Source organism: Microvirga sp. GCM10011540, from assembly GCF_042650665.1.
In the GTDB taxonomy this organism is placed as follows: Bacteria; Pseudomonadota; Alphaproteobacteria; order Rhizobiales; family Beijerinckiaceae; genus Microvirga; species Microvirga lenta.
In genome coordinates this window covers 48543-63511 of the sequence record NZ_JBHSBQ010000016.1, presented here as the reverse complement: position 1 = coordinate 63511, position 14969 = coordinate 48543, and the positions used below count along the sequence as shown (strand labels likewise).

At 66.8% G+C, this 14969-nt stretch carries 10 protein-coding genes and 1 pseudogene; 5 read left to right on the top strand and 6 right to left on the bottom strand.

The window, feature by feature from the left end; all coding sequences use genetic code 11:
- Window positions 1–12: 12 nt before the first annotated feature.
- From ACFOYU_RS06985 to ACFOYU_RS06965, 5 genes are all read left to right on the top strand, one after another.
- Entirely contained in the window at window positions 13–738 is a 726-nt protein-coding gene (locus tag ACFOYU_RS06985; protein ID WP_226742143.1) for a DnaJ family molecular chaperone, read from the top strand.
- A gap of 4 nt (window positions 739–742) precedes the next feature.
- Window positions 743–1516: an N-acetylmuramoyl-L-alanine amidase gene (locus ACFOYU_RS06980; RefSeq protein ID WP_377033014.1), complete on the top strand. Its 774-nt coding sequence runs from the start codon at window positions 743–745 to the stop codon at window positions 1514–1516.
- A 78-nt stretch (window positions 1517–1594) separates the two neighbouring features.
- Window positions 1595–3022 (top strand): efflux RND transporter periplasmic adaptor subunit, encoded by a 1428-nt coding sequence (locus ACFOYU_RS06975; RefSeq protein WP_377033013.1) that lies wholly within the window; start codon window positions 1595–1597, stop codon window positions 3020–3022.
- A 10-nt stretch (window positions 3023–3032) separates the two neighbouring features.
- Window positions 3033–3758, top strand: a complete 726-nt coding sequence (locus ACFOYU_RS06970; RefSeq protein WP_226742140.1) for an ABC transporter ATP-binding protein — start codon at window positions 3033–3035, stop codon at window positions 3756–3758.
- Window positions 3755–4987: an ABC transporter permease gene (locus tag ACFOYU_RS06965; protein ID WP_377033012.1), complete on the top strand. Its 1233-nt coding sequence runs from the start codon at window positions 3755–3757 to the stop codon at window positions 4985–4987. Before ACFOYU_RS06970 ends, ACFOYU_RS06965 begins: the two co-directional genes overlap by 4 nt.
- Window positions 4988–4994: 7 nt before the next feature.
- On the opposite strand, the gene metH is transcribed toward ACFOYU_RS06965, so the two are convergent.
- From metH to ettA, 6 genes and pseudogenes are all read right to left on the bottom strand, one after another.
- Window positions 4995–8750: a methionine synthase gene (gene metH / locus ACFOYU_RS06960; protein WP_377033011.1), complete on the bottom strand. Its 3756-nt coding sequence runs from the start codon at window positions 8748–8750 to the stop codon at window positions 4995–4997.
- Window positions 8751–8798: 48 nt separating this feature from the next.
- Window positions 8799–9703: pseudogene (gene metF / locus ACFOYU_RS06955) on the bottom strand (methylenetetrahydrofolate reductase [NAD(P)H]).
- Window positions 9703–10716: an ArsR/SmtB family transcription factor gene (locus ACFOYU_RS06950; protein ID WP_377033010.1), complete on the bottom strand. Its 1014-nt coding sequence runs from the start codon at window positions 10714–10716 to the stop codon at window positions 9703–9705. Before ACFOYU_RS06950 ends, metF begins: the two are co-directional and overlap by 1 nt.
- Window positions 10717–10785: 69 nt before the next feature.
- Window positions 10786–11667: a DMT family transporter gene (locus tag ACFOYU_RS06945; protein ID WP_377033009.1), complete on the bottom strand. Its 882-nt coding sequence runs from the start codon at window positions 11665–11667 to the stop codon at window positions 10786–10788.
- A gap of 9 nt (window positions 11668–11676) precedes the next feature.
- Window positions 11677–13155: an AMP nucleosidase gene (locus ACFOYU_RS06940; RefSeq protein WP_226742135.1), complete on the bottom strand. Its 1479-nt coding sequence runs from the start codon at window positions 13153–13155 to the stop codon at window positions 11677–11679.
- 159 nt (window positions 13156–13314) lie between these two features.
- Window positions 13315–14967 carry an energy-dependent translational throttle protein EttA gene (gene ettA / locus ACFOYU_RS06935; RefSeq protein WP_226742133.1) on the bottom strand — a complete coding sequence of 551 codons (1653 nt, stop codon included), beginning with the start codon at window positions 14965–14967 and terminating at the stop codon, window positions 13315–13317.
- Between the last annotated feature and the right edge of the window lie 2 nt (window positions 14968–14969).

Sequence of the window (14969 nt, the reverse complement as noted above, 5' to 3'; positions counted from 1 at the left end):
CACTCACTCATCATGATTCAGTCGATTTGGGGCAAGTTGAGCGGCGCCGGCATCGGGCTTGCGCTCGGGGGACCGATCGGCGCCCTCCTGGGCGGCGTGGCCGGCCATATGCTCGTCGATCGCGAAGGCTCGCTGTTCGGGCGCCCGCCGCGCGACGTCATGTTCACGATGGGTCTCGTCGCCCTCGCGGCCAAGATGGCGAAGGCCGACGGCATCGTGGTCGACCGGGAGGTCAAGGCCTTCGAGCAGGTCGTGGACGTGCCGCCCGAGGAGCATGAGCGCGTGACGCGCCTGTTTCGCCTCGCCATGGAAACGACCGAGGGGTTCGAGGCCTATGCGCGCCAGATCGGCGACGCCTTCAAGGACGAGCCCGCGCTTCTGGAGGACGTGCTCGACGGCCTGTTCCACGTCGCCAAGGCCGACGAAGCGGTGCACGAGGCGGAATTCGCCTATGTGCGGGACGTGGCGACGATCTTCGAGTTCAGCCAGACGGATTTCGAGCGCATCGCCGCGCGCCACGTCAGGCTCGCCGACGATCCCTATCTCATCCTCAAGGCCGACCGGGACATGAGCGACGACGAGTTGAAGCGCCACTACCGCAAGCTCGTCGCGGAAAACCATCCCGACCGGGAAATCGCGCGCGGCCTTCCCCCGGAGGCCGTGAAGATCGCGACGGAACGTCTGGCCGCCATCAACGCCGCGTGGGAGCGCGTCGCCGCCGAGCGGAACCTGAGGTGACCGGATGAGCCCCTCCCTTTCTCCCGAAAGTCCCGTTGCCGCGAAGGTCTTCCCCTCGCCCAACCATGGGGAGAGGAAGGACGGTCAGCATCCCTCGATGATCATCCTGCACTACACCGGAATGCCGGATGCGGGCGAAGCCTTGCAATGGTTGTGCAATCCGGTCTCGCAGGTCTCAGCGCACTATTTCGTCTTCGAGGACGGACGGGTCCTGCAGATGGTGCCCGAGGCTCGCCGGGCCTGGCACGCGGGCGTCTCCTCCTGGAATGGGGAAAGCGACATCAACTCCCGCTCCATCGGCATCGAGATCGCCAATCCCGGGCATCCGGGCGGTCTGCCGCCCTTCCCCGATGCGCAGATGGAAAGCGTCGTCGCCCTGACCAAGGACATCGTGACCCGCTGGCGCATTCCGGCGGTGCGGGTCCTCGCCCATTCGGACGTGGCGCCGGGCCGCAAGCTCGATCCCGGCGAGGGCTTTCCGTGGGAGCGACTCCATCGCGCGGGCGTCGGCCACTGGGTCGCCCCCGCCCCCATCCGCGACGGGCGCTTCTTCTCCCGCGGGGACCAGGGCATGCCCATCGAGGCGCTTCAGGCAATGCTCGCCATGTACGGCTACGGCCTGAGGATCAACGGCACCTTCGACGAGGACACCGAGAAGGTGGTCACGGCCTTCCAGCGCCACTTCCGGCCCGAGCGGGTGGATGGGGTGGCCGACGCCTCGACCATCACCACGCTCCGGGACCTGATCGCGACACGGCCGGCGAACTCCACAGCATGACAAAGAGTTAACTCGAATTCGGGTAAGAATTCAGCCACAATCCGCGCTCATGGACGTCATGTCTGAAGGGGTGCTCCGGTGCGGCGGGTTTGGTTCTGGGTGATTGGCGTTCTGGCGGTGGCCGGAGCCGCAGGCTTCTTCGTGTGGAAGCCTGCCGGCGGGAATGCGTCCGATGTCGCCTATCGCCTCGCCGCCGCCGACCGCGGCACCGTCGTCGCGAGCGTACGCGCCACCGGCACCCTGAACCCCGTCACCACGGTCCTCGTAGGCTCCCAGCTCTCGGGACAGGTCGTGGAGATCCTCGCCGACTACAACACCTCCGTGAAGGAGGGGCAGGTCGTTGCCCGCCTGAACGCCGAACAGATCGAATCCCGCCGCGATGCCGCCCAGGCCGATCTCGCACAAGCCAGGGCCGACCGTGAAACCAAGGGCGCGCAGGTGGACAAGGCCAGATCCGCCCTTCAGCGGTCCGAAGCGATCGCCCTCGACCTTGCGGCCCAGCGGGACCGCGCCCGGGTGCAGCTTGCGGAGGCGGAGCGCAATCTCGAACGTCAGAAGACCCTGAGCGCCCGCGCGGTTGGAACCCAGAGCGCCCTCGAGCAGGCGCAGACCCAGGTCGAGATCCAGAAGGCGGCTCTCGCATCCGCCGAAGCCCAGATCGCCTCCAACAAGGCCGAGGCGACGGGCCTCAGGGCCGATATCGCTCTTGCGGAAGCGGGCCTGAAATCCGCGGATGCCGTCATCCTGCAGCGTCAGGCCAAGCTGAAGGATATCGAGATCGATCTCGGCCGCACGGACATCCGCTCGCCCGTGGACGGCGTCGTGGTGAAGCGCGACATCGAACTCGGCCAGACCGTGGCCGCCTCGCTTTCTGCGCCGACCCTCTTCACCATCGCGCAGGATCTGCGGGAGATCGACATCCATGCCAATATCGACGAGGCGGATGTGGGGCGCCTGAAGCCGGACCAGGCGGTCAGCTTCACGGTGAACGCCTATCCCAACCGCACCTTCGAAGGCACGGTGCGCATGGTCCGCCTCGGCTCGCAGACGGTGCAGAACGTGGTGACCTATACGGCCGTGATCGGCGTGGACAACCGCGACCTCGCGCTTCTGCCCGGCATGACCGCCAACCTTCAGATCGTGACCGACGAGCGCGAGGATGTTCTGCGCGTTCCCAACGCAGCCCTGCGCTTTCGCCCTGCCGTCACCCCCGCCTCCACGGGCAGGAGGGGCGCCGCGGAGGCCGGAACCGCCGGGCCGCAGCGCGGCCCTCGCCTGTCCACGGATGAGGGAACGGGCGGGCGCATCTACCGGCTCGGGCCGGACGGTGCGCCGCAGGCCGTGCCCGTGCGCCTCGGCGTGACGGACGGGAGTGTGACCGAGGTGCTGAGCGGAGAGCTGCAGGAAGGCGACGCCGTGATCGTCGGCGGTCCGCGCGGCGGCGCTGCCGACGCTTCCGCCGGACCGGGCCAGCGCTCACGCCCGCGCCCTCCCCGCATGTTCTGAGGAAGCGGCCATGGCCCTCATCGAAACGCGGGATCTCGGACGCACCTACGAACTCGACGCAGGACGCGTCGTCGCGCTCGACCGCGTCTCCCTCGACATCGAGGAAGGCGACTTCGTCGCGGTCATGGGACCGTCCGGCTCCGGCAAGTCCACCTTCATGAACCTGATCGGCTGCCTCGACAGGCCGACCCACGGTCATTACCGGCTGGCCGGCACGGCCGTCGAAAGCCTCGACGCGAACGGTCTCGCGCGGTTGCGCAACAGCGAGATCGGGTTCGTCTTCCAACAGTTCAATCTTCTGCCGCGGGTGGACGCCCTGAACAACGTGGCCCTGCCGATGATCTATGCCGGCACGGACCGCAGGACGCGCCAGGAACGCGCCCTGCAGGCCCTCGGCCGCGTCGGCTTGGCCGAACGCGCCCATCACCGTCCCATGCAGCTCTCGGGCGGGCAGCAGCAGCGCGTCGCCATCGCGCGCGCCCTCGTGAACAATCCGAGCCTGCTTCTGGCCGACGAGCCGACCGGCGCGCTCGACAGCCGGACGGCGGCCGAGATCCTGAGCCTCTTCCAGGAGCTGAACCGCGAGGGCGTCACCATCGTTCTCGTGACCCACGATGCCGATGTGGGCCGCCATGCGCGCCGCCTCGTCCGCTTCAAGGACGGTCGCGTCATCGAGGACCTGCGTCAGACGCCCCTCGATGCGCGCGACCTCGTGGCGGCGGAGACCGCCGCATGAGACTGATCGAAGCGATCCGCTCCGCGCTTTCCGCGATTTTGGCGAACGCCCTGCGCAGCCTGCTGACCATGCTCGGCATCGTCATCGGCGTCGCCGCCGTCATCGCCATGGTGGCCATCGGCTCTGGCGCCCGCAACCTCGTCGATCAGCAGATCCGGTCGCTGGGCGCGAACCTCGTCATCGTCACGCCGGGCAACGTCACGCAAGGCGGCGCGCGGCTGGGCGCGGGCGCGGCCTCCACCCTGACCGACGAGGATGCGGAGGCGATCAGGAACGAGATCGACGGCGTGGTGGCGGCCGCCCCGTTCGTGCAGGGCGGCGCCCAGGTGGTCGCCGGCGGCAGCAACTGGGGCACGCGGATCTACGGCGTCGATCTCGACTGGTTCTCGGCCCGCGAGTGGGACGTCGCCACGGGCCGGACCTTCGACCCGGAGGAAATCCGCCGGGGCGACATCGCCGTCATTCTCGGCCAGACGGTGGCGAGGAACCTGTTCGGCGACGAGGATCCCGTCGATCAGATCGTGCGGGTGCGCAACGTTCCGTTCCGGGTCATCGGCGTCATGGCGCCGAAAGGCCAGTCGGCCTTCGGCCAGGACCAGGACGACGTGATCTTCGTCCCGCTCGATGCGGGCCGCCGCCGCGTCATCGGCCGTAACTATGCGAAGGACGGCTCCGTCGGCTCGATCTTCGTGAAGTTCGCCAATGAGGAGGACATCGAGCCCGGCATCGAGAGCATGACGTCGCTCCTCAGGCAGCGGCACCGCATCCTGGGCGAACAGGAGGACGATTTCTCCATCCGCAACCTGACGGAGATCGCCAACACCGCGTCGGCCTCGGCCAATACGCTGTCCATGCTGCTGGCGGCCGTGGCCGCCGTCTCGCTGCTCGTGGGCGGCATCGGCATCATGAACATCATGCTGGTCTCGGTGACCGAGCGGACGCGGGAAATCGGCCTGCGTCTCGCGGTCGGGGCGCGGCCACGGGACATCCTGAGCCAGTTCCTGATCGAGGCGACGACGCTCTCCACCATCGGCGGAGCGCTGGGCGTCGGGTTGGGCGCAGGCGCCGCCTATCTCGTCGCGCAGCTCGCGGGCTGGCCCTCGCTGGTTTCGACGAACGCCATCGTCCTAGCGGTCGGATTCTCCGCGCTGGTGGGGATCTTCTTCGGCTTCTACCCGGCGCAGCGAGCCGCGAGGCTCGACCCCATCGAGGCCCTGCGGAGGGAGTGACCGGAGGTCACTCCGCCGCCATCGCCCGGTAGCGCGCCGGATCGTAGTTGAGGATCGGCGAGAGCCAGCGCTCCACTTCCGGAATGCTCATGCCCTTGCGGGCGGCATAATCCTCCACCTGATCGCGCTCCACCTTGGCGACGCCGAAATAGTAGGCGTCCGGATGGGACAGGTAGAGACCGGAGACCGATGAGCCCGGCCACATGGCATAGGCCTCGGTCAGCGTCACGCCGATGCGGCGCTCGGCCTCCAGCAGGCTGAACAGGGTCGCCTTCTCCGTGTGATCGGGCTGGGCCGGATAACCCGGAGCCGGACGAATGCCCTGGTACTCCTCGCGGATCAGGTCCTCGTTGGAATAGGCCTCATCCGGCGCATAGGCCCAGAACTCCTTGCGCACGCGCTGGTGCATGCGCTCCGCAAAGGCTTCCGCCAGGCGATCGGCCAAGGCCTTCACCAGGATCGACTGGTAATCGTCGTTCGCCCGCTCGAAGCGCTCGGCGATGCGGACCTCCTCGATGCCCGAGGTCACGACGAAGCCGCCGACGTAATCGGCCTTGCCGCTCTCGACCGGGGCCACGAAGTCCGACAGGCAGAGATTGGGCTTGCCGTCGCGCTTGGAGAGCTGCTGGCGCAGTCCGTGGAACGTGGCGAGCTGTTCGGAGCGGCTCTCGCCCGTGAACAGCCGGATATCGTCGCCGACCGCGTTCGCGGGCCAGAAGCCGATGACCGCCTTCGGATTGAACCAGCGCTCGTCCACGAGGCGCTTGAGCATTGCCTGGGCATCCTCGAAGAGCTGGCGTGCCGCCTCGCCCTGTTCGGGGTCGTCGAGGATGGCCGGGAAACGGCCCTTCAGCTCCCAGGTCTGGAAGAACGGCGTCCAGTCGATATACGGCACCAGCTCCCCGACATCGTAGCTGCGGAACACCCGGGCGCCGGTGAAGGTGGGCTTGGGCGGCTGATAGGCCGACCAGTCGATCCTCAGCGCATTGGAGCGCGCCTTTTCGAGCGGCAGGCGCTGCTTGTCCGCCTCGGAACGGGCATGGGCGTCGGCGACCTTGCGGTACTCGGCTTGCACCGTCTCCACATAGCCGGGCTTCATCTCGGGCGAGAGCAGCGAGGACACCACGCCGACGGCGCGGCTCGCGTCCGTGACGTAGACGGCCTGCCCCTTGTTGTAGTTCGGGTGGATCTTCACCGCCGTATGAACCCGGCTCGTGGTGGCTCCTCCGATCAGCAGCGGAATGTCGAAACCCTCGCGCTCCATCTCGCTCGCCACATGGACCATCTCGTCCAGGGAGGGCGTGATGAGGCCGGAAAGGCCGATCACGTCCACGTTCTCCTTGCGGGCCGTCTCCAGGATCTTCTGGGCAGGCACCATGACGCCGAGGTCGATCACCTCGTAGTTGTTGCAGGCCAGAACCACGCCGACGATGTTCTTGCCGATGTCGTGCACGTCCCCCTTCACGGTCGCCATCAGCACCTTGCCGGCGGCGGAGCGCGCAGCCGCTCCGGATTTCTCCTTCTCCGCCTCCATGTAGGGCATGAGGTAGGCCACCGCCTGCTTCATCACGCGGGCGGATTTCACCACCTGGGGCAGGAACATCTTGCCGGCGCCGAACAGGTCGCCGACCACGTTCATGCCCGCCATGAGCGGCCCTTCGATCACGTGCAGCGGACGTTCGGCGGCTTGACGGGCCTCCTCCGTGTCCTGCTCGATGAACTCGGTGATGCCGTTGACAAGCGCATGTTCCAGGCGCTTCTCGACCGGCCAGCCGCGCCATTCGAGGTCGACGGTCTTGGCCGCCCCCGCGCCGTCGCCCTTGAAGCGGGGCGCCGCATCCAGCAGGCGCTCCGTCGCGTCGGGCCGGCGGTTGAGGACGACGTCCTCGCACAGTTCGCGCAGCTCCGGATCGATCTGCTCGTAGACGGCGAGCTGACCGGCGTTCACGATGCCCATATCCATGCCGACCTTGATGGCGTGGAACAGGAAGACCGAGTGCATCGCCTCGCGCACCGGCTCGTTGCCGCGGAACGAGAACGAGAGGTTCGACACGCCGCCCGAGATATGGGCGTGCGGCAGCGTCTCGCGGATGATCCGCGTCGCCTCGATGAAGGCGACGCCGTAACCGTTGTGCTCCTCGATGCCGGTGGCGACCGCGAACACGTTCGGATCGAAGATAATGTCCTCCGGCGGGAACCCCACCTCCTCGGTGAGAATCCTGTAGGCGCGGGTGCAGATCTCGACCTTGCGCTCCAGGGTATCCGCCTGCCCCTGTTCGTCGAAGGCCATCACCACGACGGCGGCGCCGTAGGAACGGCAGATCCAGGCCTGCTCGACGAAGGCGTCCACGCCCTCCTTCATGGAGATCGAGTTCACGATGGCCTTGCCTTGAATGCATTTCAGGCCGGCCTCGATCACGTGGAACTTGGACGAGTCCACCATCACGGGCACGCGGGCGATGTCGGGCTCGCCGGCCACGAGATTCAGGAACTCCACCATGGCCTTCTCGGAATCGAGCAGGCCCTCGTCCATGTTCACGTCGATGATCTGCGCGCCGTTCGCCACCTGGTCGCGCGCCACGTCGAGAGCCGCCGCATAATCGCCGTTGGTGATGAGTTTGCGGAACTTGGCGGAGCCGGTGACGTTCGTGCGCTCGCCCACGTTCACGAAGGGAATGTCGGAGGTGAGAACGAAGGGTTCGAGCCCCGAAAGGCGCATGAGCGGCTTGACTTCGGGCACCTGCCTCGGGGCCTTGCCCGCAACCGCATCCGCAATGGCGCGGATATGGTCCGGCGTCGTGCCGCAACAGCCGCCGACCACGTTCACGAGGCCCGCATCGGCGAACTCGGCCAGCATTCCCGCCGTCGCTTCGGGACGCTCGTCGTAGAGGCCGAACTCGTTGGGCAGGCCCGCATTCGGATAGGCGCACACGAGCGTATCCGCGACCTTGCTGATCTCCTGGATATGCGCCCGCATCTCGCGCGCACCGAGCGCGCAGTTGAGGCCGATGGAGAACGGATCGGCATGACGCACGGAATGCCAGAACGCCGTCGGCGTCTGGCCGGAGAGCGTGCGTCCGGACAGGTCCGTGATGGTGCCCGAGATCATGATCGGGAGCCTGACGCCCTTCTCGGCGAAGACCCGATGCGTCGCGACGATGGCCGCCTTGGCGTTGAGGGTGTCGAAGATGGTCTCGATGAGGATGATCTCGGATCCGCCGTCGATGAGCCCCCTCACCTGCTCGGCATAAGAATCGCGCACCTCGTCGAAGGTCACGGCGCGATAGCCGGGATTGTTCACGTCGGGAGAGATCGACAGCGTGCGGTTCGTCGGCCCGATGGCGCCGGCCACGAAGCGGCGGCGGCCATCCTCCTTCTGCGCCATGAGCGCGGCCTCGCGCGCAAGGCGGGCGCCCTCGAAGTTCAGGTCGTAGACGATCTCCTCCATGCCGTAATCGGCCTGGGCGATGGAGGTGCCGGAAAAGGTGTTGGTCTCGACGATGTCGGCGCCTGCGCGGAAATAGTTGAGATGCACGTCCCGCACCGCGTCCGGCTGGGTCAGGATCAAGAGGTCGTTGTTGCCCTTGACGTCCTGCTTCCAGTCCTTGAACCGCTCGCCCCTGAAATCCTCCTCGGAGAAGCGGTAGCTCTGGAGCTCGGTTCCCATCGCGCCGTCGAGCACGAGAATGCGCTTCGATGCGGCTTCGCGAAGGGCCTTCAGAATATCGGCACCGTCGGCAGGACAAGGAGTGAAAGTCGTCATTTTCTTTTCTTTCGCCATGACCGCACGGTCCGGCACGTCGCAGAATGATCAGGCTGCCGCTTTCACGGCGTGGTCGCGCAATCCCAGCAGGTGGCAGATCGCGTAGACCAGGTCCGCGCGGTTCATGGTGTAGAAGTGGAACTCGCTGACGCCCCGGTCCACGAGATCGATCACCTGCTCGGCGGCGACGGCGGCGGCGATGAGCTTCCGCGTGTCCACGTCGTTGTCGAGACCGTCGAACCGCGCAGCGAGCCATGCCGGAATGGTGGCGCCCGCCTTTGCGGCGAAATTCGCAGTCTGCTTGAAGTTCTGGACGGGAACGATGCCGGGAACGATGGGAATGTCGATGCCCCGCGCCCGGACGCGGTCGAGATAGCGGAAGTAATGGTCGTTATCGAAGAAGAACTGCGTGATCGCGCGGTCGGCGCCGCAATCGACCTTGGCCTTCAGGGCGTCGATATCCGCGTCAAGCGACGTGGCCTCCGGATGCTTCTCGGGATAAGCCGAGACCGACACCTCGAAGTCGCCGATGGATTTGATCGCCGACACCAGGTCGCAGGCCTGCTGATAACCGCCCGGATGGGGCACGTAAGTCGTGCCGAGCCCGCCGACCGGGTCGCCGCGCAGGGCCAGACATGGCGGACGCCTGCCTCCCAATAGGAGCGGACGACGTCGTTCACCTCTTCCTTGGTGGCCGCCACGCAGGTGAGATGCGCGGCGGGCTTCAGCGCCGTTTCGCGCACGAGGCGGGATACCGTGGCGTGGGTCCGCTCGCGGGTCGAACCGCCGGCGCCGTACGTGACGGAGACGAATTGCGGATTGAGGGGAGCCAGACGCTCGATGGAGGACCAGAGCGTGGCCTCCATCTCCGGAGTCTTGGGCGGGAAGAACTCGAACGAGACTCGGATCGAACAGGTGTCCTGCCGGCTGGGGCGGAGCGTGAGCGGCGACATCAGGCAACCTCTTTGTTGGATTCGATCAGAGGCCAATCCGTCGCCACGCGGCGATCCTGGCCGAGCCAAAGGGAAACGATCAGCTGCTCGCCGGCCTTCTTTTGCGGCGCGACATCCCGCGTGAGCGTGCAGTCGAGGCCGGATTCATCGAGCCAGGTGGAGACCTGCTCGGGCGCGAAGCCGAGACGGCGATGGGCCTGGGCCTCGCGCAGGAACTCGAGATTGTGGGGCGCGAAATCCACGACCAGGATGCGCCCGCCGGGAGCGACGAGACGGGCCGCCTCGCGGATCGCCCGGGCCGGATCGTCGAGATAGTGCAGCACCTGATGGATGACGACGAGATCGAACGTGTCGCGCGGGAACGGAGGCGCATAGATGTCTCCCTGCCGGAGTTCGATCCGCGAGAGCCCGGCCTTTTCCAGGTTCGCCCGCGCCACGGAGAGCATGGCGTGGCTGGCATCGAGCCCGACTGTCCGCAGCGCGCGCGGCGCCAGCAGCTGCAGCATTCGGCCGGTGCCGGTGCCGAGATCGACGAGATTGACGATCGGCTTCGACCCGAGGGCGTCCACCACGGCCGCCTCGACAACCGCCTCGGGAGCATGGAGCGACCGGATGCGGTCCCAATCGGGAGCAAGGCGGGAGAAGAAGGCCTGAGCCGCCTGGGCACGCTGCTCGCGAACGGTCTGCAGCCGGGTGCGGTCCTCCAGCAGTTGCGGATCCGATCGGTCGAGGCTGTCCAGCATCGGGCGGAGGATGCTCAGGGCCGGTCCCCGGTCCGTCAGCCGGAAGAAGGCCCAGGCCCCTTCGCGGTGGCGCTCCACGAGGCCGGCCTCGACGAGAAGCTTCAGATGACGGGAAATCCGGGGCTGGGACTGGCCGAGGATATCGGTGAGGTCCGACACCGAAAGCTCGCCCTCCGTGAGAAGAGCCAGGATCCGCATGCGCGTTTCCTCGGCCGCAGCCCGCAGCACGTTCAGGGTCGTATCAAGAGACGGGGACGCAGAATCGGTCACAGCCAAATCTCGCTCTCACATATAAAGATATGTTTATATCTTCATCGTAAGCGCGCGGCAAGCGGATCCTCACCCCTTTCTGCGGACCACCTTGGCCCGTTGCGCCATCAGGACCAGGACGAACACCCCGGTGGCGACGAGCCACGCCGTCGGCTCGATGGGCTCCCGGTTGAGGAGTGCCGCGAAGATAAGGGTGATGAAGGTCTGCAGCAGCTGAACCTGGCTCACATGGGCAATCCCGCCGAGGGCAAGGCCGGCGTTCCAGGCGAAGAAGCCGAGATACTGGCTCATGAGCGCGACGTAGGCGAAGCCGATCCAGCTCCAGGCCGGAACGGCCGCAGGCGTGGCCGGCATGGTCCAGAGGGCCAGGGGAATCGTGGCCGGAAGGGCCACCACGAGAACCCAGGAAATCACCTCCCATCCGGCATAGCCGCTGCGGACGAGCTTGCCGGACAGGACGTAGCCGAGGGCGGAGGTCAGGGCGGCTGCCAAAAGGTAGAGGTCGCCCCTCCCCAGGGAGCCGCCTCCCTCGTACAGCGTGAACCCGACGACCAGGGCCGCACCGGCCACGGCGGCTGCCCAGAAGGCCGGGCTCGGCCGCTCTCCCGCGATCAGGGCGCTGATGGCGGAGGTGGCGAGCGGCAGGATGCCCAGGACGACGCCCCCATGCGAGGCGGGCACGCTCTGCATCGCAAGCGCGGTGAATCCCGGGAAGCCTCCGACGAGGCACAGGGCGACGAGCGCCAGCGTCCCCACCTGTCTTCTCTCCGGCCAGGGCTTGCGCAGAAGCAGCAGCGTCGTCCCGGCCAGAAGCCCCGCCACCGCCGCCCGGCCGGCCGTCACGAAAAGCGGGCTGAGAAACTCGACGGCGAGATGGGTGAAGGGGAGCGTGCCGGCGAAGATGCACACGCCCACGAAGCCCAGGAGCAGGCCCGAGGTTTCACGCGACATGGTGGGCCATCAGCGGAAGGGCGGCTCGTCGAAGCTCCGCAGTTTTCGGGAATGGAGCGAGCCGCGCTGGCCCCGGAGGTTGTCCAGGGCGGCAAGCCCGATCATGAGGTGCTCCCCCACAGCGCGCTCGTAGAACGCATTCGCCGCGCCCGGCAGCTTGATCTCGCCGTGAAGGGGCTTGTCGGACACGCAGAGCAGCGTCCCATAGGGAACGCGCAGGCGATAGCCCTGAGCCGCGATGGTGCCGCTTTCCATGTCCACGGCGATGGCGCGGGACAAGTTGATCTGCCGCCGCTCCTGGCTCCAGCGAAGCTCCCAGTTGCGGTCGTCGTAGGTCACGACCGTGCCGGTGCGCAGGCGCCGCTTCAGGTCGTCGCCCCGGTCGCCGGTGACCTGGGCCGCCGCCTCCTGCAGGGCGACCTGGACCTCGGCCAGGGCGGGAATCGGGATTTCCGGCGGCACGGCACCGTCGAGAATGCGGTCGCGCCGGAGATAGCCGTGGGCCAGCACGTAATCGCCGATGGTTTGGGACTGCCGCAGGCCGCCGCAATGGCCGACCATGAGCCAGCAATGGGGACGCATCACCGCCAGGTGGTCCGTGATGTTCTTCGCGTTGGAGGGCCCGACCCCGATATTCACCAGGGTGACGCCGTGTCCGTTGCGGTGGATCAGGTGATAGGCCGGCATCTGGAACCGGTGCCAGGGGGAGGATGCCACGAGTTCGGCGACGGCGGAGCCCTTCAGTCCCCGCTCCACCACGATCCCGCCCGGCAGGACCAGCCTCTCGAACTCGCTGTCCTCCTTCGCCAGTTCACCGACCGCCCACTGGACGAACTGGTCCACGTAGCGGTGATAGTTGGTCAGCAGGATCCAGGGTTGAACGGACCGCCAGTCGCTGCCCGTGTAATGCACGAGGCGCCGGAGCGAATAGTCTACCCGGGCGGCGTCGAACAGCGCCAGCGGCCGCGGATCGCCCTCCCGGAAGATCCAGGTGCCGTCGGCGATCTCGTCGCCGACCTTGGCGAGCAGCGGCGTCGGGAAATGCTGCGCCAGCTCCGCAGCGGAATGGGCGCCCCGGCCCAGCTCGTCGCCACGTTCGAAAACGTAAGGGTACGGGATCTCCTGATCGCTGACGCCAACCTCGAGGGTCGCGCCGTAGTCGCGCACGAGATAGTTCAGCTGCTCCAGGAGGTAGCTCTTGAAAAAGGTGGGCTGGGTGATCGTCGTCGCATAGACGCCGGGCCCCTGGAACTTGGCATAGGCACGCTGCTTGACCGGCGGCAGGGATGTGGCCCGATAGGTCAGCCGCAATTCCGGATAGCGAAAGCGGGCCCTCTCGCTGGCGGTGGGGGCGGTCCCGGTGGAGAAGAAGTGCTCCAGCGCATGGCGCTGCGCCTCGATGGCCGTGTCGTAGAGGTGAATGAGCCGATCGACGGCTTCTTCAGGAGTCGCAACGGTTTGAAAGGCTGGAATCTGATCGGCTGGCACGGGGACGTCTCATGTCATGTCTCGTGCCTCAAGGGTCATACACCCTTTCGAGCAGGAACCCAACTGCCTTGATGGGCGGCCCGCAACCGCCGATGACAAAAGGACGAAGGGGGCGCTGCCGGCCGACAGCCCCCCTTCAAACGACGTTGCGCAGGCGAATTACCGCGCGAACTTCTTGTACTTGATCCGGTGCGGAATCGTGGAATCCGTACCGAGGCGGCGCTTCTTGTCCTCCTCGTAATCGGCGAAGTTGCCCTCGAACCACTCCACGTGGCTGTCGCCCTCGAAGGCGAGGATGTGGGTGGCGATGCGGTCCAGGAACCAGCGATCGTGGCTGATGATCACGGCGCAGCCCGCATAATCCTCCAGCGCCTCTTCGAGGGCGCGCAGGGTGTCCACGTCGAGGTCGTTGGTCGGCTCGTCGAGAAGCAGGACGTTCGAGCCCGACTTCAGGATCTTGGCGAGGTGCACGCGGTTGCGCTCGCCGCCCGAGAGAACGCCCACCTTCTTCTGCTGGTCCGATCCCTTGAAGTTGAAGGCGGAGCAATAGGCGCGGGCATTGATCTCGCGCTTGCCGAGATAGAGCACCTCGTTGCCGCCGGAGATCTCCTCGTAGAGGGTCTTGTTGGCATCGAGCGAATCGCGGCTCTGGTCCACATAGCCGAGCTTGACGCTCTCGCCGATCTGGATCGAGCCCTCGTCCGGCTGCTCCTGCCCCGTGATCATGCGGAACAGGGTGGTCTTGCCGGCGCCGTTCGGGCCGATGACGCCCACGATGCCGCCCGGAGGCAGCTTGAAGGACAGGCCGTCGATGAGCAGCTTGTCGCCGAAGGCCTTCTTGAGGTTGTCGAACTCGATGACGTTGTTGCCCAGGCGCTCGGCGATGGGAATGATGATCTGCGCCGTGGTCGGCCCCTTCTCGGCCGCCTTGGCGACGAGGTCCTCGTAGCGCTGGATACGGGCCTTGGACTTGGCCTGACGGGCCTTGGGCGAGGCCGAGACCCATTCGCGCTCGCGCTCGATGGTGCGCTGGCGCGCCTCTTCCTCGCGGCCTTCCTGGGCCAGGCGCTTCTGCTTCTGCTCGAGCCAGGACGAGTAGTTGCCCTCGTAGGGGATGCCCCGGCCGCGGTCGAGCTCGAGGATCCAGCCGGTCACGTTGTCGAGGAAGTAGCGGTCGTGGGTGACGATCAGGATGGCGCCCGGATAGGTCCGCAGATGGCCTTCGAGCCAGGCGGTGGTCTCGGCGTCCAGGTGGTTGGTGGGCTCGTCGAGGAGGAGCAGTTCCGGCTGCTCCAGGAGGAGCTTGCACAGCGCCACGCGACGGCGCTCGCCGCCCGAGAGCTTGTCCACGGACCAGTCGTCCGGCGGGCAGCGCAGGGCGTCCATGGCCTGATCCACCTGGGAATCCAGGTCCCACAGGCCCTTCGCCTCGATCTCGTCCTGGAGGCGGGTCATCTCGTCCGCCGTCTCCTCGGAATAGTTCATGGCGAGCTCGTTGTAGCGGTCGAGGATCGCCTTCTTGGCGGCCACGCCCTCCATCACGTTCTCGCGGACGTTCTTGGTCGGGTCGAGCTGCGGCTCCTGCGGCAGATAGCCGACCCGCGCGCCTTCGGCCACCCAACCTTCGCCGTTCCAGTCCTTGTCGATGCCGGCCATGATCCGGAGCAGGGTCGACTTACCGGCGCCGTTGACGCCGAGCACGCCGATCTTGGCGTCCGGGTAGAAGGACAGGTGGATGTTGTCCAAGACCTTCTTGCCGTTCGGGTAGGTCTTGGTGAGACCACGCATGTGGTAGATGAACTGACGGGACACGG

Coding starts and splice junctions, on each gene's coding strand:
- metH (WP_377033011.1), bottom strand. CDS start 8,750: ATGACGACTTTCACTCCTTGTCCTGCCGACGGTGCCGATATTCTGAAG.
- ACFOYU_RS06970 (WP_226742140.1), top strand. CDS start 3,033: ATGGCCCTCATCGAAACGCGGGATCTCGGACGCACCTACGAACTCGAC.
- ACFOYU_RS06965 (WP_377033012.1), top strand. CDS start 3,755: ATGAGACTGATCGAAGCGATCCGCTCCGCGCTTTCCGCGATTTTGGCG.
- ACFOYU_RS06945 (WP_377033009.1), bottom strand. CDS start 11,667: ATGTCGCGTGAAACCTCGGGCCTGCTCCTGGGCTTCGTGGGCGTGTGC.
- ACFOYU_RS06985 (WP_226742143.1), top strand. CDS start 13: ATGATTCAGTCGATTTGGGGCAAGTTGAGCGGCGCCGGCATCGGGCTT.
- ACFOYU_RS06980 (WP_377033014.1), top strand. CDS start 743: ATGAGCCCCTCCCTTTCTCCCGAAAGTCCCGTTGCCGCGAAGGTCTTC.